This is a genomic window from Flavobacterium sp. KMS (assembly GCF_000813005.1).
Classification (GTDB): domain Bacteria; phylum Bacteroidota; class Bacteroidia; order Flavobacteriales; family Flavobacteriaceae; genus Flavobacterium.
On record NZ_JSYP01000026.1, the window covers coordinates 34187 to 57103 of the forward strand.

Annotated in this window: 11 protein-coding genes and 1 other RNA gene; 9 read left to right on the forward strand and 3 right to left on the reverse strand. The window is 31.5% G+C overall.

The features are described from left to right. The first annotated feature begins 263 nt into the window (after positions 1–263). The 7 genes from OA93_RS20945 to OA93_RS20975 all read left to right on the forward strand — a co-directional run bounded on the left by OA93_RS20945 (position 264) and on the right by OA93_RS20975 (position 17290). On the forward strand, positions 264–4292 hold the full coding sequence (locus tag OA93_RS20945) for a hypothetical protein (RefSeq protein WP_131474515.1): 4029 nt from the start codon (positions 264–266) through the stop codon (positions 4290–4292). Positions 4293–4323: 31 nt separating this feature from the next. Next, on the forward strand, positions 4324–5349 hold the full coding sequence (locus OA93_RS20950) for a hypothetical protein (protein ID WP_039115978.1): 1026 nt from the start codon (positions 4324–4326) through the stop codon (positions 5347–5349). Positions 5350–5721: 372 nt separating this feature from the next. Beyond that, positions 5722–6753: a hypothetical protein gene (locus OA93_RS20955; protein WP_039115979.1), complete on the forward strand. Its 1032-nt coding sequence runs from the start codon at positions 5722–5724 to the stop codon at positions 6751–6753. A 375-nt stretch (positions 6754–7128) separates the two neighbouring features. Then, complete coding sequence (locus OA93_RS20960; RefSeq protein ID WP_039115980.1) at positions 7129–8742, forward strand: tetratricopeptide repeat protein; 1614 nt, start codon at positions 7129–7131, stop codon at positions 8740–8742. A gap of 413 nt (positions 8743–9155) precedes the next feature. Next, positions 9156–15299 (forward strand): M4 family metallopeptidase, encoded by a 6144-nt coding sequence (locus OA93_RS20965; protein ID WP_082001859.1) that lies wholly within the window; start codon positions 9156–9158, stop codon positions 15297–15299. Between the two features lie 64 nt (positions 15300–15363). Continuing rightward, positions 15364–16005: a porin family protein gene (locus OA93_RS20970; RefSeq protein WP_039116108.1), complete on the forward strand. Its 642-nt coding sequence runs from the start codon at positions 15364–15366 to the stop codon at positions 16003–16005. A gap of 301 nt (positions 16006–16306) precedes the next feature. Continuing rightward, positions 16307–17290, forward strand: coding sequence for a hypothetical protein (locus tag OA93_RS20975; protein ID WP_039115982.1), 984 nt, complete (start codon positions 16307–16309; stop codon positions 17288–17290). Positions 17291–17507: 217 nt separating this feature from the next. On the opposite strand, the gene ssrA is transcribed toward OA93_RS20975, so the two are convergent. Continuing rightward, positions 17508–17904, reverse strand: a transfer-messenger RNA (tmRNA) gene (gene ssrA, locus OA93_RS24680). 117 nt (positions 17905–18021) lie between these two features. Continuing rightward, complete coding sequence (locus OA93_RS20985; protein WP_039115984.1) at positions 18022–19218, reverse strand: serine hydrolase domain-containing protein; 1197 nt, start codon at positions 19216–19218, stop codon at positions 18022–18024. 246 nt (positions 19219–19464) lie between these two features. On the opposite strand from OA93_RS20985, the gene OA93_RS20990 reads away from it, so the two are divergent. Further along, positions 19465–20667, forward strand: a complete 1203-nt coding sequence (locus OA93_RS20990; RefSeq protein ID WP_039115985.1) for an NAD(P)-dependent oxidoreductase — start codon at positions 19465–19467, stop codon at positions 20665–20667. A 383-nt stretch (positions 20668–21050) separates the two neighbouring features. Here the strand turns inward: OA93_RS20990 and fumC are convergent, their stop codons facing one another. Further along, complete coding sequence (gene fumC, locus OA93_RS20995; protein ID WP_039115986.1) at positions 21051–22448, reverse strand: class II fumarate hydratase; 1398 nt, start codon at positions 22446–22448, stop codon at positions 21051–21053. Positions 22449–22746: 298 nt separating this feature from the next. Here fumC and OA93_RS24850 point away from each other — a divergent pair, with 298 nt between their 5' ends. Beyond that, positions 22747–22911 (forward strand): hypothetical protein, encoded by a 165-nt coding sequence (locus OA93_RS24850; protein ID WP_035621077.1) that lies wholly within the window; start codon positions 22747–22749, stop codon positions 22909–22911. The last annotated feature ends 6 nt before the right edge of the window (positions 22912–22917 follow it).

Genomic DNA, 22917 nt, shown 5'->3' on the forward strand with positions numbered 1-22917 from the left:
GATAATAAATAATCCATAATGGCTATTGTTTTAGTGAGGTTACTATATAGTGTGATGATTCTTTCTTTAAATAGCAGGAGAATTTGCAAATCATTATGATAAATAATGCAACCTGCTAGTTGTTTTTTGAGAGTGTAAAAGTAGAATGCAAGAATAAAAAAAGGGCTAAAAAAAGCTTTGTAGTTTCAGTAGTTTCAGCAGAAACAAAACTTACTGAAACTACTGAATACAAAAGGCTTAAAATTTTAAAATCACAAGTCACAATGCTACTTTTACACCCAGAAAAACACCTAGCGATGAGTAAAAATGCAATTCACAATTTCAATCTTTCAATAAAAAATAGTGCTGATATAAAAAGTTCCGAACATTTAACTAACATCATTATAAAAGAGCTAGCTAAAGTTTCAAAAGAGATGAGCCAGCAAAAGGATATAGTACAAATATGGCAAGAGCAAAAACATCAAAATGTTATTCCCATTACAAACAATCTTAATTCCTTAACCGAAGGAGGCGCTATCGACCCCACTGCTAAAACCAATAAAGATACAGCAACATCGTTTAGCACTACTCCTTCAGTTTCAAGGGAAACAATACCAAGCTATAATATCACAACTGGTATTACGCCTTCAAGTGCTCTAATCGGAGGAGGTGTTGCTGATAACACTGGTAGAACAACTATGAGTTCTCCCACATCAGCAAACATTACTCCTTCGACTTTAAGAGTAGAAAATAATACTCTAAACTTTAGTAAAGGCATAGCAACTCAGCAAACCTTGACGGTACCGAAAATGCTTCAACCAAATAGTAGTGAACCAACTATAGAAATAATAAAAGCTGAAATCAAAAAGAATTTAGATGCAGCCATTTTAGCAAATGATACCTCAACAATAGCATATTGGACAGGTATTTCAAAAGCTTTTGAAGAAGGAGCTACAGCTCAGGATTTTGATGGTAAACCAAATGATATATTATTTACTCAAATGTATACCATCCTGAAACAGGCAAATTCAGGCCTTATAGAAAGTCAATTTTTTAATTGGGACACTATTCGTAAAAAAATGATCGAGTCTATTGACGCCAACATACTCAATGGAAACATTTCTAAAGCAAGTAATGAACGTTGGACGAAAATTAGAAAAGAATTAAATAATGATAAAACTAACATCGCTAATCTTTTCGAGCAATACGACGAATTATTCTTATTACTGAGAGAAGTAGAAGGACTAGAGAGATTACCAAATACGATCACTATAACAACCAAAACTAAGATATATCCTAATTTAAGTGCAGACAAACTATACGCTCCTATCGGGAAAGAAGATGTGTATGTATTCCTGAAGGAAGTAAACAATGAAAATACTCGTGGAAGTGCAGTAAATAAAAGCGCGATTAAAATAAAAAATACTCAAAAAACTTCGTTTATAGTAGGAGAAAGTCTTGAATTTTTCCTTGATGAGTTTTTTATTGTTCAAAACTTATTTAAAAAAGAAAACATTGATTGGATTGTTTATGATATTAATAGTAAAAAAGATAAAGGAATTGTTTTTGAAAACGAAGGAACCTCTTTCAATTATAATTTTGATAAGCCCGGTATTTATAAAATTGATGCTTATGGACATAGTGCTACAATTCATCATAAAAAAAGCGCAAAAACGGCAACATATATACAACTTGAAATAATAGCTCAGGAAATTCTAATTACATCTCCAACTATTCCTAAAAGCGGAATAACAAGAGCTTCTACGCAAGAACAATTGTTTAAAGTGAGCCTAAAAAATAAGGAAGTAAAAACATTAAATCCATTAAAGCTTTATTATCAACTAGAAATTTCAGATAACAATAAATCAATCAAAATTTCAGATGAGCAGGAATTAGATTCGACTGGTATTATTAAACTTGCTATGCCTGATCTAGGCGAATACAAAATTAAAATAACTAGTAAAGATCAATATTCCTTACTTAAAGAATTTAAAACCTCAGTAATTAAAAATGAAGTTACCAGTATTGGTCTAGCCGAAAAAACATCGAACAATAATGTGTTTTTATTAGGTAAACCAAACAGCACTATAACTTTAGAAGCGAAAACTTTTAAAATAAACCCTCCTACAGACAACGAAAAAGAAGATGTAAAATGGATGGTTTATGATTCTAATAATAAACCATATCTACGATCCGATGATGTTTTATTCACCGAAAAAAATAATCCTCAAAAGAAGTACATTCATAAATGGAGTTCTTTTAAAATGCATATTCCTCAAAAAGAAGGAAATTATACGGTAGAAGCTTATAGTGATAGTAAAAAAAGTACTAACTCGGGATGTATTTATAAAATTGAAATTAAGCAGCCAGAAATAACCGAAGCACATTGGGCATGGAGCGGAGGAAGCAAAAAAGTAACTTCTGGTTTTTCTGGAGAAAGTAATTACATACAGGCACAAATACCTTACTATGAAAACCAAACTGTAAGAGTTTATTTTTATTTAAACAATGCAAAAACGAACCATTACATTGATGTAAGAACTAATGGAAAAGGTGAAATTTTTGAAAAAATAAAATTTGATGCTAATTTTCAAAAAGAAATTGGATTCAAGAGTGGAAAAAATGCCAAAATTGGATTTAAATTATTAGGAATCCAAAATAGTAAACCATATCCATTTATGGCATCAGCTAATTACGAATCTGATACTGTTCTGTCTGTTACAACAGATAAAAAAATACTTGATGTTTATTTTATGTACGATGGAAAAAGGATAACATCACAAGATCATATTCCTTTTGACAAGAAAGGTACAGCGGTAACTATAGTAGCTAAAACGCAAAATATGGTTGGAAAAGAAATTGTTTTAACAGCTCATAAAGTGGGAGAAAAACCAGTTTTTAGACATAGAGTTATAGTAAATTCTGAAGGTGTGGCGACTGTAGTTTTTATTATAACACCAACTAAAGGAGCGAAAAATGGAACAGTAAATAAGTATTATGTAGGGATTGAAGATTATTCTACGAAACATTTGACTGATAAGATGATTAATATGGTTGTGGGAGCTAAAAGAAAAAACACCGAAAAATTAAATTCTGATGCTCTAGAAATGATTTGGGGAGGAAAAGTTAGTGTTGAATTTAGACAGAAAGTCCTTCAAATATGTGAAGAACTTTGGGGTAAAGATCAAAAGTATGAAATGGCAAATGCCTTAATGATTGCTATGTCTGTAGAAACTGGTGAAACATTTAGTAGTTCATTAATAAGATTAACAAAAAATGGATATGTTGGTGCTTCTAAAGAGGAGCATAAAAATAATCCAAGTTTGGTACACAACAACCCTATAGGTTTAGCTCAATTTACAGAAGATGCTGTTAAATCTCTTATTTTAAAAGAAAAAGGAATTTTAGAAAATAAAGAAACAGCTAAAGCTATTACTAAAAAAGAAGTTGACGATTATAAACAAAAATTAGCATTATTGTCGCCTGAAGATCAATTGAGTTATGTTAGAGACTATTTAAAGCTTTTCAATATTCATAAAAAAGTTGCAAGACCTGAAGATGTTTATATGATAATATTTGCACCTAGAGCTACAGGGAAAGGAGATAATATTAATATCTATAAAAAATTTTTAACAGACGAAGACAAAAAAAAAGGAAAAGTTAATCCGAATTATGAAAATAATGACACAATGGATACTAGAAATGATGGATTTAATAAAGGAAATAATGATAGCATAATTCAATCTGGAGAGTTGTTATCTAGGTATAGACAAATGAAAGTGAAAGGAATGAGATATGCGATAGATACTAATGAAGCCAGAAAACTTAATCAAGTTTTAGCAGAAAAAATAATAAAAGGAGGAAGAGTAACCTTTGCAAATTCACACGTTTCAGGTATAATAGACAAGGCTATGGCACAAGATAATATAACAGATACTTCACTTGGTCAAAATGCAAAAAGGAGTAATTATAAAAGGGCACCAGGTGGTGAGATAGAAGTTTTATCTGAATTACTATATATTATGTATCAATTAAGTAAAGATTATACATTTAACGTATCTGAAATTAGTGGAGCAGATCACTCAGTAAATAGTAAACATTATTTTGGTAAGGCATTTGATATAAACGAAATAGATGGTAAAGATATTGGATATGGTATTGGAGCAAAAGCAGTTTGTCTTATACCAGATAGTTTAATTCTTGAGGTTCAGAAGAAGGCATTAAGTCATGGTGCAAGTAGAGTTTTAAATAGCCTAAATGATGTAAAAAAAAGAGAGCATCATAATCATTTTCATATTGAGGTAACACCATAAAAATTACTATTTTTACTAAAAAAATTAAATTATGTTAAAAAAAGGATTACTTATATTTATCATATCTATCGCTATAATTTCATGTAGTAAAAAGATAGAAAATAATACTTCTATAGGTATTGTTGCAAATTTGAAAGGCATTGATTTATTTTCTAATGAAGATTTGTCATCTAAGAAATTACATCATTTAGATTATGCATCAAAAATCAAAATTATTTCCTTAGATACAATTAAGAATATTTCAAAGATTTTATACAAAAATCAAGAATTATATGCTCCTCTTCATGATGTAGAATTACTTTCTCAATTAGAAAATGAAAAAAGCTATTTTTCAATAGATTGTTATTGTTTATTAGGTTTAAAAGAAATAAAGACAATTAACTACCCAACTAAATATGATACCATACATTATTTTATAAAAGATGATAAGGTAAGACTTATAAAGCAAGTATCTTGTTTTCAACCAAGTTATGAAACCTACAAGCAACATGATTTTGATATTAATAAAGATAATTATGAAGCGGATAGACCAAACTTATATTCTTATCTTACAATTGATAAAAATGATTTTTTTATTGGTAATTCTTTTATGGATGAAAATAAATCCTATTTAGAATGTTATAATAAAAAATCAACCTTTGAAATTTCTAATACTACTAGTAAATTGTCGAAATATCGAATACCTGAGGACTTTAACTATGCAATAGATTTATTTAACATAGATCTATTATTTGCAAAAATTGATAATAATAGTTTTACAAAACCTTTGCCTAATTTTGATTATAAGAAAGAAACAATTTATCTTGAACAAAGTGATTTATATTTAGAAAAAACTACTAATATAAAATTATATAGTTTGAGTGATTTTAAATCTATTACCTATAACGAGAATGCAATACAATTTAACTATCTACGTGATTTTAAAATTATCAAAAAAGATGGAAAAAAAAGATATTTTGTAAAAATTAATATCTTAGAATCAATTAATTCTAATCTTACCGGAGAATATTATATAGATTTAAAAGAAGTTGCAATGTTTGCTTCTATTCCAGATTAAAAAAAGTAAAATTAACTTATATCCGTTACCAGATACAACCTCTAAAGTTGTCTCGTATTTAAAATATTATGGCTGGGTTATTATAAACGTTACCCTAAAAAAACAATTAAATGATAATAATTTATAGGTTAATGTTTACGATATGGCTCTTTTAATTGATCAAATGATTTGAAAAAATATAATATTTTAATGAGGAAGAAAAGATTAATTCAAAATAGATTAGAATTGTATTCGGATGTTCATTTTTATTTTAAACACAAAAATAAAAGCATGTTTTAAAAAATTCTTGTAAGATTTTTTTTATTATGAAGTTGAATGATATTTAGCTCGTTAAAGGAGAGTCAAACCTTTGGACTTGGAAACAATTAGAAGATGATAAAATTACATTTAGGCGTTATGAATGGTATTATTTATAGACTTACGATTTTTAGTTTATTTATTTTTTTTGGATGTAAAAACGATTCAAAGATAAAAGAGAATAGTAATGATTTCAATATTAAAAGTATAAAATTGATTACTGTTAAAGATACTTTATTTCTCAAAGATGATAATGAGCAGTTTGGAGAAGAATGGAGAGATTATGTAAAGGATAAAGAAAAATATAATCAAATATTCGTAAATAACAAGAAATTTGATAAAGAGACTGAACAACGATTTAAGAAATCTCATTTCCTAACTAAAGAATCGATTGAGTACTTAATTATTAAGCGAAGAATCAATTTGCATTCAGATTTCAATACATTAATTGTTACTACCCCAGAAACTTTTATATTATTAAATTATAATTCAAAAGACGAACTAATAGACTTTCTAGATTTATCAAAATTCAATCAACAAATCTGTCAATGCACATCCAAAGTATATATAGACAAAAAGGGTGTTATTCATTGTCAAATTGAATCAGGCAAGCCTTTTCATCCTTATGTTAATTATAAAGTTAATGATAAAGGGAAATTTGAAATTGTCGATCAGTTTACCCCTCCTAATGAAGAAAAAATGTCATCTACAGATAGACTCGAATATATTATTAAAAAAACAACTCCAGTCAGTGGCAATGTAAATTTAAAATCATACTTAGAATCAGATGAGTTTACTACTTCAAACACTACATTTATTGATGAAAAGGATTTAGGAAATATCTTATTTTCTAAAAGCCATTCAAGCGATGTGTACAAATTGTTTCATGACTCAATTGGAGAATATACTGATGATGATAAAGGCATAAATGTTTTAGGTAAAGTTTCAAATGGAAGTAGTTTACTACTAATTTGTAATTTAAGTAGGGCTGACCAAATTGGTATTATATTTATACTAAACAAAAATCACGAAATTACAGATTATAAAATTTTTAGTAGTGATCATCCGTCAGCTGATGAAAGTATATCAGGTTTGGTAAAAGAATAAAACACTACTTGATTATTTTTAAAGAAAAACATAGTTCAAAAATGTTACCATCAAATATTATGTTTCCAAGAAATTCTGAAAAGATCACATTTAAATATTATAACTCTAGAAAAACTAAAAAATCCTGTAAACACTATTTACAGGATTTTTTAGTTTTGGATTGAATGAGTTACAAGCAAATACCGTATTTTTCGGATTCGATTTTCAGGTTTACCAATAAACATTTGAAAAAAATAGAGATCTACAATTGATTCTTTTCCTTCAAATGGTAAATCACGATTAATAATTAGATACTTTAACAAGATTTACATCTTATTGTCATACTAATCCTATTTTTTATTTAAATTTGAAATTCATCTTTAGCATTTTTATATTATGATGGCACGACTCTTTCCCTTGTTTTTTCTTTTTCTTTCTATTAATATTCATTCTCAGTCTTCAACACAAGAACTGATTGATAATTTAAATAGCATTAACGATAATCAGAAAAAAGTAGAATTGTGCCGAAAAATAGCACTAAACCTTCAAAATTCTGATTGGGACAGAGCTATTAAGTACATAGAATTAGCTGAAGCAGAGGCAAAAAAAGCTAAAGAATCAGAACTCACTTTGGCTTCTGTTTATACTACAGCAGGCAAAATGTATTCTTCTAAAGAGGTCTTAGATATTGCTTTACAATACTACTTAAAAGCGTATGAGATTTATAAAAATAACGGTAATCATGAGGAAGTATCTAAAGTAGAAAACAATCTTGCGATTATTTATGCGCAAGGAAAAAACAAAGAAAAAGCATTAAAATACTTTTTAAATGTATATCGCTATCAAAAGACTAAGAACGATCCTGTTAAGCTTGTAAAAATTTTAAATAATATAGGTACAACTTACTTAAGTAAAAATTTAGACTCTTCTTTGTATTATTATCACAAAGCCGATTTAATAAATTCGACCATAAAAGATAATGTTTTAAAAGTCTATGTCAACACAAATTTAGCACGAACTTATGTTTTAAAAAATGATAAAACACATGCTGACTATTATTTTGATCGCGCTTTTTCTCTATTAAAAAAGCCTGTTGATAATTTAATACAAGCTTTTGTCTATGAATCTTATTCTGATTATAAGTTAAAAGAAAAAAATTATGATGCTGCAATTGTAAATGCAAAAAAAGCATTAGAATTATGTAGTGAAAATGAATATACTTTTTCGGTTTTAAACCTCAACAAAATGCTTTATCAAGTATATGTAAGTAAACAGGATTATAAAAATGCTGTCCATTATTTTGAAAAATATAATGCAATAAATGATAGCATACATGTAGAAGAAAAGGCAGTAAACCTAGAAAAAATAAAGCTAGAACAGGACTACAAAGTACGCGCCCAAATAAAAACACTTATTGAAGAAAAGAAATTATTTAAGTACTCTGTAGTTGGATTGATATTAGTTGTCGGTATATTAATTTTAATTATTTTTTTGATAAAATACAGAAACAAGAATATCAAAAATCAACTCGAAAAAGAGAAATTAAAGACAAAAATGCAAACCTTAAAGCAAAATCTGGATGCTAAAAATAAGGTTCTCATAGGAAAAGCAATGGCAGAAATACATCGTACAGATAGCATTAACGAAATTCTGACCGATCTTAAACAGATTAAACTCAAAACTATTAATAAAGAAATGCAGCAAGCTATCGATATAGTTTTAAAGCGTTTGGAGAAGAATTTGAATACTGATATCTGGAAAGAATTTGAAATAAGTTTTGAACAGGTTCACCAATCCTTTTTTGACAAATTAACTGTCGATTATCCCACACTTACTCCAAAAGACCGCAGATTGTGTGCCCTTTTATATCTGGATTTAAGCACAAAAGAAATTTCTCAAATAACGGGGCAATCTTTCAAATCTATCGAAAATGCCCGTACAAGACTTCGCAAAAAGTTTGAATTAACCAATGAAAAAGTAAATCTTTCTACTTATCTCAATACATTTTAATCTGATTTAATGAAATATTAAATCAGAACTAACTTCATGACTTACTTATACTTATAAATTTATGAGTGTTTTTTTAGTGACTGTTTTTTACCTCAGAGTGTTTTTGTAATAGTCCTTTTTTATCAAAAACACCTACCTCCGTTCTACATTTACGAAAGCGATGTAAATAAATCTAGTAATGAATCGGAAGAAGAAAAATGTCCCTCCTAAAAGTTTAGAAGAGCTTTTAGAAGAAACAAAAGCAAAAAAGAAAATCCTCTTAAAGATTCTGAAGAAAATAACGAATGAAGATTCTGAAAATCAACCCCAAAATTGATGCTTCAGAAAATGCTTTTTATGGTTTGCTATTAACCATAGAAGCATAATGACTATTAACCAAACAAACTCTAAGTATTAATTTTAAATTTAAAAGAATGAATCAAATTTACTTCAAAACCAGGTATTTGTTTATTTTGTTAAGTCTCTTTGCCTGTTCTGTCGGAATGGCTCAGTCACCTTTTCAAAATATCAAAAATGATGGCGTGAAAACCGCCTTGGGAGCACCTGACGAAACAAAGGAACAAGTTTCTAAAAAAACTAGCAATCCTAATTCTAATCAGGATAAAGATGCCAATAATCTCTTCATGCCAAAAGAAGAAATTATAAATGGCAAAGAACTTTCTGCTACAGAAAGTGAGGCTGTGACAAAACAAGTACAACAGAGCCAAAAGTTATTTGTAGAAAAACTAACTAATGCTACTGAGAAAACAAATCCGCAAGACACAGTTCGCACAAAAGTTAAGTCTTTTGCAAAATCTTCAAATTTAACTGTGAAAAATTTATTTGAAGTTAAAAAAGGAGATTTTGATTTATCTACTTCTGATAAAATGCAATTAAAATCAATTTCTGATAATCATGGAAGAACTCTCGCCACTTATCAGCAATTGCATAACTCTGTTCCTGTTGAAGGTGCAATATATAAGGTTAGAGAAAATAAAACTAAGATTGATGCATTTGGTTATACAGCTAAAAAATTGTCTGCAAACAGCAATTATAAAATAAATGCCGCAACAGCTTTAGAAAATGCGCTTAGAACCGTAAATGCTAAACAATATATTTGGGAAAGTAAAAAATTAGGTGCTTTACTGGACAAAAAGATAAGCGCTAAACCACAAGGGGAATTAGTTTATGTTGGGCCTAACTTTTCTTCTGAACTAAAGGAATATTACCTAGCTTGGAAATACGATATTTTTGCTACCAATCCGCAATCTAGCCAGACAATTTATGTTGATGCAAATACTGGAAAAATAATCCTTACTATAGATTTAAGTCGAGATGCTAACATTACAAATCAAAGCCAAACCCAAAGCTTGGGTAAAGGTAAATCACGATATGCCGGAGAAGTAAGTTTTAATACCAAGCAATATGCTGATGGATACAGATTAGAAGGGTTGCAAGGGAAATACAATGTTCCGATGTATACTATGAACATGAATCATGCAAATCAGGCTTCAGATGAAGTGATTACTGATTTTATTGACGAAGATAACATTTGGAATGAACTGCATAATAAAGATAATGATGAGGTTGCATTAGATATTCATTGGGGTATGCAAAAAACCATAGAATATTATGGTGACAGATTTAACCGAAATAGTATCGATGACAAAGGAATGACAATTATTGGTCTTGCCCATTTAGGCACTAATGTAGATAATGCTTCCTGGACTGGTGGTTGGGCACAATTTGGAGATGGTTATAACACACCTTATGTTGGTTTAGGGATTACTGCACATGAATTAACTCATGGAGTAACACGTTTCACGGCTGGATTAATCTACCAAGGTGAATCGGGTGCTATGAATGAATCTTTCAGTGATATCTTCGGTGTAGCTGTTGAATTTTATGTTGGAAAAGACAAAAAAGAAGATATTTGGATGTTGGGTAATGAACTTTACACACATGGCAGTATGAGAAGCATGTCTAACCCTAAAGCTCAAGGGCAACCTGACACTTACGGAGGGGTAAATTGGGCAAATCCATTAGCAGTTAATTACGATAATGGAGGTGTACATATTAATAGCGGAATTACAAATTACTGGTTTTACCTTTTAAGTGAAGGTGGCCAAGGCGTAAATGACCTTAATAACAGTTACGATGTTAAAGCAATTGGTCTTGCCAAAGCAGAAAAAATTGCATACATAACTCTTACGGAGTATTTATCTCCTTCTTCAAACTTTAACGATATGCGCCAAGCAACTTTAATGGTTGTAGAAGATTTATACGGATTAGGTTCTGAAGAATACAAACAAGTTACCAATGCCTGGTATGCTATTGGTATTGGGGCTCCTTATACAGATACACAAATAGCTCTTGTGGCGGTTGAAAAACCTTCTGTTGCTTGTGGTTCCTTAAAAGGTGATGAGCCATTTTATATTAAAATAAAAAACACAGGGACTACTGTAATTAAAGCAAAAGACGCCTTAAATTACAAATTGAGATTAATGACTACGGGTTTTGGTGGAAGGTTTAATACTATTTACACCAACAATAATGCTATTAATCTTGATAAAGATCTGGGAATTGGTGAAGAAACAACTATAAAAATTCAAGATAAACTTCCTTACATAATAAGTGCGACTACCGTAAATTATGTAGAAATTAAACTAGATTTTAAACCTATTGCAGAGTTTGGTACAAAAGACGGCATATCTTTTATTGCAAGTTTAGTCGTTCCTCCAGCGCAAAAAGATTTCGACCTTAAACTTGTAGGATTAAATCTTCCAGCGTATTCAGGCGAAGCATTATCAGCAAGTCATCCATTAGCTATTACCATTTACAATTTAGGCTGTCAGGATATAACTGCTGGGGCTCAGCTAAAAGTAGGATATCTTAATACACTTTCAGGAAATCAAACTATCTGGAAAGATATTACACTAGCTACTGCTTTTAAAGGAAACTCAGAAATGACAATTTCTTTTGATGGTACTATCGATTTATCTGCAGCTGGATTGCATACGTATGAAGCTTTTGTGACCTATAGTCAAGATCCAGTAACAACTAATAACAGTACGACAAATGCAGTTTACAATGGACTTGTAACTCAATTACCATATTATCAGGATTTCGAAAAAACACCAGGAGGTTGGTTTTCAAAATCAATACTTACAAATCAAAAATTTGTATGGCAACAGACGTCTGTTATTTCATTTAGAGATACAAAATCGAAATATTTGTGGGGTACTGTAACTTATGGTACATCTGAAAAAATACCTACAAATGCTGATTTTACTTTAGAATCTCCAATATTTGATTTTACAAACATTATCTCTCCGTATGTTGAGTTTGATATGATCCATTTGTTTTCTAAAGGATATGACGGACTAATTGTGGAGTATTCTGAAGATAAAGGTCAAAACTGGAAAAAAGTGACCGGTATTGATTATCCAGAAAATTTGCACTACAATGATTTAGTAACAGGACCATGGTTTAGCGGAATTAATAATGCTACTGATAAAAAACCATATGCTATCCGTTTAAATGAACTTGCTGGTAAAAAAGCTGCAATCCGTTTTAGAGTAGTTACAGATAAATATAATAGCAATTATTTAGGTGCTTTTATAGACAATATTCGTGTGAGTAATGCCCCTTATGATTTAGAAGTTATAGCTGCAAACTTAGATGCTGGCACCTGTACTATTAACAATGATAACATAACCATAAAGACTAAGATCATTAATAATTTCAGAACTACTAATGAGCAAGTTAATGTTACAGTAAAAATTCTTGATAATGAAAAAAATGAAGTTTTTTCAAAAACCGAAAAAACAACATTAGCATTTACTAAATATAGAGATACACTAACCTATTCTATTTCAAATATTAATTTAAAAAGCATAGGCCAAAATACTGTTACAGTTTCTGTTTTTCCAGAAGATATGTCTCTGGATGATAAACCTGAAAATAATTCTATCACATTTGGCTACGACAATTGGAACAATGAAGATATGAAAGTAGCAGTACTTCCCTATACAATGGATTTTGAAGATGCAACCAAATATAAAGGATGGAGAACTTCTGAAAATAAAAATGCTACAGGCTGGCAACATGGATTAGGTAAAGATTTACGTTCTCCAGCGTGGCAAGTAGCAGACCATACAAATTTTATGGCGAGTAACGATGATAAATGCAATTGTGACTCTTCAAATGATATGTTGATCTCACCTGTGTTCGATTTAAGCAATTACAAAGAAGCACATTTAATATTTGATGGCTTTGGAGACGGGCTGAGAGATTCTGACGGATATGTAAAAGTAAGTACAGATGGAGGTGGAACTTGGGAAACAATATTTAAAATGCCTTATGTTGCTAATTGGATAGAATATCATGTGAATTTAAGCCCTTATGCAGGAAATCCTTGTGTTCTTGTAGCATTTGTACATGATGATAACGGATTATTTGCTAATGGTTTTGCAGTAGATAATATTAAAATCAAAGAAACAGCAGATTATTTAGAGCTGTCTAATTTAAGTGTAGCCGAAAATGTTTACGAAGATGCACCTTCACATGAATTTTATATAAGTGCAAGAAATTCATCATACGCTAATATTGGCAACGTTTCTATCGAATATCAAATTACCAAAGACGGTGCTGCAGTGGGTGAACCAATTCTGTTGGAAAAAAATAGCCCGCTATTGCAATATCAAACTCTTGTTTATAAAATAAATGGTATTCCGCAGCTTGCAGCTGGAAATTATGAAATTAACGTAAAAGTATTTACAGACGGACAACCAAAGGCTCTGATAGAAAGTCTTACAAAAGTTTTTGAAGTTATTACAAAGGCTCCAGACTTAAACATAGAAACTTTCTCAACTATGCCTGAAGGAGTGTTATTTGGAACAAAAGGATTCGTTTCAAGTCAAAGTGATAGAACTTTTCCATGGGGAGTAGTAGTTAAACCTGACAACAAATACTTAGGTATTCCTGTTAAAGATCATACAGGAGATGCTGCTGCAAAAATGCTTTACCACCCGTTAGAAAATGGATCTAACTATGGAGATTTAATTCTCCCTATGTATAAGTTACCTGAAAGTGCAACTGCTATGGAGTTTTATTACGCAATCGAAAGTAATGCCAACAATACCTTTATTGTAGATGTTAAAACTGTAGGAGGCGAATGGAATGAAGCATGGAAAACCACTAAAGAAGTAATGAATTCAGATAAAGAATGGCAAAAAGGAGTCGTGAATTTAGATAAATATAAAGGAAAATCCATCATGCTACGATTTAGACATTCATTGACAAGCGGTTATTCTTATATGGTGCTTGATGATTTAAAAGTAATCACTAACCCTATTCTAGATGTATCAGTACAAATATTGTCTCCAAAAGATGTATGCGGAGGATCTGAAGTTAAACTGAAGTTAACCAATGAAGGGCAAACTCCAATTAATGGAAATGCAATTCAACTAAATTTAGAATATATCAATACGCTTGAAAGTATTTCAGAATTTGTTGAAGCAGGAATCCCTGCTGGCGAAAGCATCGAATATATTTTCAAAAAACAGCCTAAACTTGATACAAGCGGTGACTCTCATGTATTCAATATTAATGCTAAATTAGATAATGATGCTATTCCACAAAACAACGAAATAAAAAATTATATATATCAGGAGGTATCATCAGATTTCAAAATATTTGACACCTCAACAATACATGGATATGCTGGTAAAAAACTGTACATCGATGCTCAAACTAATTTTAATGCTAATAAATTAGGAGTTGCTTCATACAAATGGAACACAGGGGATGTTACTAATGGTATTGAGATAAATAAAGCGGGTGATTATACAGTAACAGCAGTAATGAAAAATGGATGTACACTTACAGAAACTATAACTGCAACATTTGATACTTTCGAATCTGATTTAGCAAGTGGAAATGTTTGTGGTCCTGAAGTTGTATTATCTCCGGGAGATTACAAATCGTACGAATGGTTTGATGGCTCAACAGAACCAACTTACACTACAACTAAAAGTGGAGAATATTATGTAACTGTTTATAATGAAAATGGCATTGGTAAAACTTTTAGTACTACCATTTCAATTCTTGAGAACATTACACCAGAAATTCAGGTAGTTGCTGATAAAAAGTTAACCGCTTCAGCCGATGCTGTTTCGTACCAATGGTTCTTAAACGGAAGACCTATACCAAATGCAACTGAAAAATCTATAGTTACAATTTGGGAAGGAGATTATAGCCTACAAGTGACCAATAATAATGGATGTAATAGTACTTCAGCACCATTTGATTCAAGAGGTATGCTTGTTGGAAAAATAACAAATGCTTTTAGGGTATTCCCTAACCCAGCAATTGATATTGTAAATATCTTCTTGGCAGATAAAGTTGAAGGAGAAGCACAAATCAATATTTATGCAATCGATGGTAAAGCTGTGTGGAGTAAAACATATACAAGTATTCCGTCTAATATAAATGTAAGCGGATTAGCTCCTGGAGTGTATGTTTTAGACTGCAATGTACAAGGCAAGAAATATACCGCAAAGATTGTTAAGAACTAACAAATTTACAGATAAAACGATGGTAACTCTCCCATTGAGAGTTACCATTCTTAAAACAACAAATATGAAAAAATATATGTTAATTATATGTACACTTTTTTTGGGTGTGCCTATTATGGCTCAAAGTCAAAAAGTTAAATTAGGTGTAAAAGCGGGTTTAAATATCGCTAGTCTTAATTTTGATGAAAGCGAATTGAACTCATCTAGTAAAACAGGATTTACAGGAGGGATTATGGTTGAAGTTCCTATAGCGAAAAACTTTGCGCTACAGCCAGAATTATTGTACAGTCAGCAAGGAACAAAGGTTTCTTTTTCTGATAGCGATGTAACAAACTCTAACTATGATGGTACTATTAAATTGAACTACTTAAACATTCCTGTAATGTTAAAATATTATGTCCTAGAAGGATTAAGCATACAAGCCGGACCTCAGGTAGGAATACTCCTAAAAGCAAATAATAAATACCAAGATAATTTTTTAGGCTATGAGAACCATGACAATTTTAACTTAAAAGGATATTCAAGTGGTGTAGATACTTCTTTAAATTTTGGTTTGGGTTATCAATTTAAAGATAAATTCTATGCCGATGCTAGATATAATATTTCTTATTCTAATGTCTTTAAAGAAAGTGATGTAAATTATTTCATTAACAATGACATGAAAAATAGAGTTTTTCAAATATCGATTGGTTATTTTTTTAAATAGAATTAGTATTCTTTATGCCTTTATAAAAGCCACTCCCTCAAAGAGTGGCTTTTTATATAACTATATGTAAATATTTTGAGACCAAAATAGATTCTATCTAAAAACAAAAAAATCCTGTAAACAATGTTTACAGGATTTTTTTGTTTGTGGAGTCGATAGGACTAAAATCGAACACCTCATCCCCTTTCAACTTTTTTGACAACTTCAAATATTGCATTTAAAAAAAACGGGTAATTCTACGTGGATGTAAGATTATATTTTGGGCTAGATTTAATACTTAAACCAAAAAAGTCTTCAAATCATGCAAAACAATGAAAATTCACCCATTCCAATCGGATGGGTTGGCGGATTTCCACCAGCGGGTTCACCTATGTTATATCCAACCCGAGATCTTTCCTCTTTACCAATGTTAGGTAATATGGATAATATTAATTTTTTACAACGTCAGCTCGGTGTAAAGTGGCCAGAGTTTAGTTGGGAAACACAAAAAGGCAGTCCTAATCCGAAAAGATGTTATCAGCAATTTGCGCCATATATTTCCAGAGCCGGTTATACTGATGAAGGAAGAGTATATTCTGTTATCTGTCCTCAGCAAGGAGTCTGGCTTAAAGATGAAATTTGTATAAATGTAGAGGTTACTGTTACCGGACAAAGAGGTTGGGTTAACGAAGTGACAAAAGAAATTGCAATAGACATGACAGTTGAAGGCAAAATTTGGTTAACACCAAATGAAAAACAAGGCGATAAGATAAAAGACGTTTGGCCTCTGCTGGAGTATAGTTTTCCGAAATTCCCATTGAATAAAGAAAATGCAATAAGAGTTACTACGCACAAACAGAATGATCCTAATCAGCCTATTTTTGAAGTGATACACGGATTAAATCCTGAATTCTCTAATCCGACGTTTGCATTACATAATGATGAAGCATTTGCTACAGCCTACCTTGCAGTTGAAATTGGAGATATTAAGTTAACTAAAGATAAAATAGTTGATGATTTTAATCAATTAATAATGAAAGCATTTAATCTTGGTTCAGGAAATATGCTTCAGGCAGGAAATACTTTGTCATGGAATCTTTGGTTCACAGAACCGGCTTTGGTAAATAAGGAGGAGTGGAAAAATCACGCTGAATTTTGGAGAAAATCTATCGATGTACATCATCGTTCTCCTACCGGAAATGGTGGTGATGCCAAATATTTTGACGGAACTTTATTTAACCCTGAAGCAAATGCAGTAGACGAAATAATTATAGATATTATCAACTATATTGAAAAAAATCTTTAGGCCGTTATAATTTGTTTAATAGTCTCTGTTATTATACCTAAATCAAACACTTTACAAAAAAAGGAATTTATAAATATGGTATTCGATAGCAATTTATACAATCAAAACAACATCTGTCGAACACCTACAATGAGAAGCGTTCTTAATCATTACTCATTGATAGTAAAAAATACCTGGTATAAAAAAAGGGAAGATATATTTAAATATCTTCCCTTTTTTGTGGAGTCGCCGAGAATCGAACTCGGGTCCAAACAAGCAACTAAAGAGCTTTCTACACGTTTATTTCCTGATTGGATTTTCGTTGTTAAGCTAGGTCAGGAACAACCACTCAACACTTATCTTCTTAATTTCGAAATCCACCCGAAGCTCATGGAAATCTAGGTTTATTTTTACGGTTCCCCTGTACTGACCGCCACAAACCAAGGCTTTCAAGGAGAATCCAGCTTTCCTATCTGATAGGAACGTGGCTTAATCTTACTATAATTCGGATTATGCAGCTAAAGCGTAGTTATTTTCGCCGTGTAAAATTGTAAGATCTTATATTTACGAGCAAGGTCTCAATGCTCGACGTGCTTACTGTTCAATTCGACTTGCTGTCAAAACCAGTCGACCCCATTTCTTTTTCAATAAAAAATTGAGATTGCAAAATTACGCTTTTTGAACCATCATTTGACATTAATTATCAAAAATATTTATTACAATTTTTATGCCAAATCTATTATTACAATTTATTATTCTATGTCCTTAAAAACAAAAGGATAATCTCCAAAAATTGGTGCCAATTTACGAACCGCATATGTTTTACGAGTAAACTTATTAGACAATGCTATAATCGTAACATTCTCTTTTTGCAATGTTATATACGATGAGGTATTACCATGCCACCAGCCATTATGAAAATAAAAGTGTTGTCCTGAGTACCAATTGATCATTCGGATACCAAGTCCATAGTTTTTCTCGCCTTTACGCTCATTACTATATCCTTCGTAAACTTGCTTAAGTAATGCTGGTTTTAAGAAACCTAGCGCATTTCTGGCTCTATCAAATTTTAATAAATCACGAGGTGTAGAATAAATGTTTTTATCTCCGTAAACGGCATCCAGATAATCTATTCCTATTTCGACATTATTTCCTTTATAAGATGGAACAGCAGTTTTTCTATCTTTATCAATATCAAAAACATAAGTATGCGTCATTCCTAACGGTTTGAAAATCATCTGAGACATTGCATCTTTATAATTAAGTCCTGTGATTTTTTCTATAATTAAAGCCAACATAGCATAATTGGTATTACAGTATGTAAAACGTGTATCGGTTTTATACTCTAAACCAATATCTTTTGTAGCCATTATATTTAGGATGTCCTGATTGGTTAACTGGTTGTGTCTGTCCCAAATCGATTTATCTCTATCTGTAAAATAAGCATAATTACGCATTCCGCTTCTGTGGTTTAACAGCATTCTTACTGTTACATCTGGATAAGGAAATGTTTTTAAGATTGTATTTACTTTCTGATCCAAGTCAATTTTCCCCGCGTTAACCAATTTTAAAACTGCAGTTGCTGTAAGTACTTTACTTACCGAAGCAATATGCAACGGCGTATCTTTATCTATCTCTGTCTTTTCGTTTTTATTTGCGTAACCCTCGTATTTTTCATAAATAATCTCGCCATTTCTTGCTACCAAAAAACTTCCGTTCATGGTATTGTTTGGCCAGTTTCTATTATAAAAATAATCGACTCTGTTTTTTATAGCTGTTACATAATTTGCAGGCAGTTTTTTTTCCTGAAGCATTGGCTTCATTTTAGGGAGTGTATCTTCTACTGTATCGGCTGTGGTTGCATTTGTATTTTTATCTTTTCCGCAAGAGCTTAAAACTAAAATAAGGAAAAGGATTTGTGGTATATTTGCTTTTTTAATGAAATTCATGTGTGGGATTCTAGGAAAACAAATATATAGAATTGAATACTTTTGTTTATTTGTGTTTTTGAAGCAAATTTCCAGATTTTAACACAGTTTTAAGCTTGATTTTCGTCAGGCTATTGAACATCAGGTTTTAATAAATTTGATTTCGATTTTTTTCAAAAAAAACAACAAAATTTTAACTATATTTGTTATATTTAAAACAAATTTAGGTAAAAAAGTTATATTAATACAATATTTAAACAGTAATAAATGAAGTTTGGAATTATAAAAGAAAGAAAAAACCCACCAGACAGGAGAGTTGTATTTACTCCAAGTGAGCTGGTTCGACTTAAACAACTTTATCCTGAAGCTACTGTAGCAGTAGAAAGTTCAGATATTAGAATTTTTACAGACGTTCAATACCAAAGTTTAGGTATAACAGTTACCGATGATGTTTCGGACTGTGATGTACTATTTGGAGTAAAAGAGGTTCCTATTGAGAGTTTAATTCCAAATAAAGCTTATTTTTTCTTTTCGCATACTATAAAAAAGTCACCTGGCAATCGAAAATTATTGCAAGCTATTTTAGAAAAAAATATCGAATTATATGACCATGAAACAATAGTAAATTCTCAGAACAACAGACTTATTGGGTTTGGAAGATATGCCGGAATTGTTGGTGTATATAATGGTATTCGTGCATTTGGGATTAAATTTGAATTGTTTAAATTACCAAAAGCGGAAACTTTATCTGGAAAAGAAGCACTAATTGCTCATTTAAAACGCATTACTTTACCACCTTTAAAATTTGTAATTACCGGATCTGGAAAAGTAGGTAATGGTGCTAAAGAAATTCTTGATGCCATTAAAATAAAAGAGGTAACTATAGATAATTACTTAACCAAAAATTATACTCAGGCTGTTTATGTACAACTTAACGTATTGGATTATAACAAGCGTAAAGATGGACAAGTTTTAGATTATACCGATTTTTACGAACACCCTGAAGAATACGTTTCTGATTTTGAAAAATACACCAAAGTAACTGATGTTTATTTCACAGGACATTTTCATTCGCCTGCCGCTCCAATAATATTAACTAGAGAAATGCTTCAATCTAAAGATTGCAAGATAAAAGTGGTTGCCGATATTTCATGTGATGTAAATGGGCCTATTGCCTGTACGCTTCGTGCATCGACAATTGCGGAACCTATATATGGTTATTTCCCTGGAGAAGACAAAGAAGTTGATGTTTTTCATCCTGCTGCAATTGTAGTAATGGCTGTAGATAATTTACCGTCTGAGATTCCTAAAGATGCTAGTGAAGGCTTTGGTGAACAATTTATGGAACACGTAATCCCTGCCTTTTTTAACGGCGATAAAGATGGTATCCTACAAAGAGCCAAAATGACCGAAAACGGAAAGCTTACGCCACGTTTTAGTTATTTACAGGATTATGTGGACGGAAAATAATTGTGAATTATAAATTGTGAATTGTTAATTATCCTTTGTTTGTCTAGAGAATAACCCAATATTGTCACCCTGACGAAGGAAGGGTCTCTACAAGTAGCTCCACAATTAAAACCCACTGTTCAAGATGCATTATAGAGAGGTCCCATTCTTCGGAGTGTCAATTTTAAAAGAAATACTGTATCTAAATAAACATAAGTTGCCCTTCGACTCCGCTCAGGGTGACAGAAAAACAAAACCCCTGCAATCAGATTGCAGGGGTTTATTTTTACATAAAAGTTGTAGAGTTACTTGCGGAGACCCTTCCTTCGTCAGGGAGACAACATTGCGGTTATCATCCTTGGCAGAGTAGAGACCTAATTAACAATTCATTATTAACAATTCAATTATTTAAGGCTTCCAACCATATCTTCTGGTTTTACCCAAGCATCAAAATCTTCTGGTGTTACATAACCTAAACGAACTGCTTCTTCTTTAAGTGTTGTTCCGTTTTTGTGTGCTGTTTGAGCAATTTCTGCCGATTTGTAGTATCCGATTTTAGTATTTAAAGCTGTTACTAGCATTAATGAATTGTCTACTAATTCTTTGATACGTTTGTAATTTGGTTCGATTCCTTGTGCACAATGCTCATCAAACGAGATACAAGCATCTCCTAATAAACGAGCCGATTGCAAGAAGTTTGCAGCCATTACTGGTTTAAAAACATTCAGTTCATAGTGTCCTTGCATTCCTCCTACCGAGATTGCAACATCGTTACCCATAACCTGAGCACAAACCATTGTTAATGCTTCACATTGTGTTGGGTTTACTTTTCCTGGCATGATAGATGAACCTGGTTCGTTTTCTGGAATGATGATTTCTCCAATTCCTGAACGTGGTCCTGAAGCTAGCATACGTACATCATTTGCAATTTTATTTAATGAAACTGCTAATTGTTTTAATGCTCCATGAGATTCTACGATTGCATCGTGTGCTGCAAGTGCTTCAAATTTATTCTCAGCGGTTACAAATGGATGTCCTGTAAACTCTGCAATATATGCTGCCACTTTTACATCGTATCCTGCTGGTGTATTTAATCCTGTTCCTACTGCTGTTCCTCCTAAAGCAACTTCTGATAAGTGTGCTAAAGTGTTTTTAACGGCTTTTATACCATAAGTTAACTGTGCAGCATATCCTGAAAGTTCTTGCCCTAATGTAAGTGGTGTTGCATCCATAAGGTGCGTACGGCCAATTTTTACAACACTTTTATATTCTACCGCTTTTGCGTGAAGTGTATCTCTTAATTTCTCAACTCCTGGAATAGTAATTTCAACTACTGCTTTGTAAGCTGCAATGTGCATTCCTGTTGGGAAAGTATCGTTTGATGATTGTGATTTGTTTACATCATCATTAGCTTTGATGAATTGCTCTCCTTCGCCAATTTCAAATCCTTTTAAAACTTGTGCACGGTTTGCAATTACTTCGTTTACGTTCATGTTACTTTGTGTACCTGAACCTGTTTGCCAGATCACCAACGGAAATTGGTCGTCTAGTTTACCTGCTAAGATTTCGTCGCAAACTGCTGCAATTGCATCTCTTTTTTCTACTGGTAAAACACCTAAATCATGGTTTGCATAGGCAGCTGCTTTTTTTAAGTAAGCAAATCCTTCTACGATTTCTTTTGGCATCGATGCTGATGCGCCAATTTTAAAATTGTTTCTAGAACGTTCTGTTTGAGCTCCCCAATATTTTTCTGCAGGAACTTGCACCTCTCCCATGGTGTCTTTTTCTATTCTGAATTTCATTTTAATGTATTTATGTGTGTTATTATATAAAAATTCGTGTAAACTGTAAAACTATCATCGCAAACCTAGATTTCTAGCCCAGATGGAAGCGGCATCCTTTTTTGGGTCTTTTTTCGGACCAAAAAAGATATAGCGGACAGCTGGAAATAGCTCCTAAACCAAATTATGAGCTTATCTTTTTAAAACTGACCTCAAAAATACGGATAATTACTTTTTTATAAAAATTGATTTAGTTTTTTATTGGTAAGAAAAAATATTAGACCTACATTTGTGGCTACATTCAAAAATTCCGGAAAACATGTTTGAATTTTCACAGTATTTAGGCTTTTTACTTTTCTTAACCATTCTAACTATAGGGTTTTGGTTAATGTTCTTCTTGGTAGGTTTCGTTCAATATTGGATTGGTGGAGCGCTATGGGAAATGTACAAAGAAAGAAAAGCAAAGAAAGAGCAATCAATTTAAGATTAA

What these genes read in the sequence shown, in the direction of transcription:
- OA93_RS20945 (WP_131474515.1), top strand. Translation starts at nt 264, where the DNA reads ATGCTACTTTTACACCCAGAAAAACACCTAGCGATGAGTAAAAATGCA.
- OA93_RS20950 (WP_039115978.1), top strand. Translation starts at nt 4,324, where the DNA reads ATGTTAAAAAAAGGATTACTTATATTTATCATATCTATCGCTATAATT.
- OA93_RS20955 (WP_039115979.1), top strand. Translation starts at nt 5,722, where the DNA reads ATGATAAAATTACATTTAGGCGTTATGAATGGTATTATTTATAGACTT.
- OA93_RS20960 (WP_039115980.1), top strand. Translation starts at nt 7,129, where the DNA reads ATGATGGCACGACTCTTTCCCTTGTTTTTTCTTTTTCTTTCTATTAAT.
- OA93_RS20965 (WP_082001859.1), top strand. Translation starts at nt 9,156, where the DNA reads ATGAATCAAATTTACTTCAAAACCAGGTATTTGTTTATTTTGTTAAGT.
- OA93_RS20970 (WP_039116108.1), top strand. Translation starts at nt 15,364, where the DNA reads ATGAAAAAATATATGTTAATTATATGTACACTTTTTTTGGGTGTGCCT.
- OA93_RS20975 (WP_039115982.1), top strand. Translation starts at nt 16,307, where the DNA reads ATGCAAAACAATGAAAATTCACCCATTCCAATCGGATGGGTTGGCGGA.
- OA93_RS20985 (WP_039115984.1), bottom strand. Translation starts at nt 19,218, where the DNA reads ATGAATTTCATTAAAAAAGCAAATATACCACAAATCCTTTTCCTTATT.
- OA93_RS20990 (WP_039115985.1), top strand. Translation starts at nt 19,465, where the DNA reads ATGAAGTTTGGAATTATAAAAGAAAGAAAAAACCCACCAGACAGGAGA.
- fumC (WP_039115986.1), bottom strand. Translation starts at nt 22,448, where the DNA reads ATGAAATTCAGAATAGAAAAAGACACCATGGGAGAGGTGCAAGTTCCT.
- OA93_RS24850 (WP_035621077.1), top strand. Translation starts at nt 22,747, where the DNA reads ATGTTTGAATTTTCACAGTATTTAGGCTTTTTACTTTTCTTAACCATT.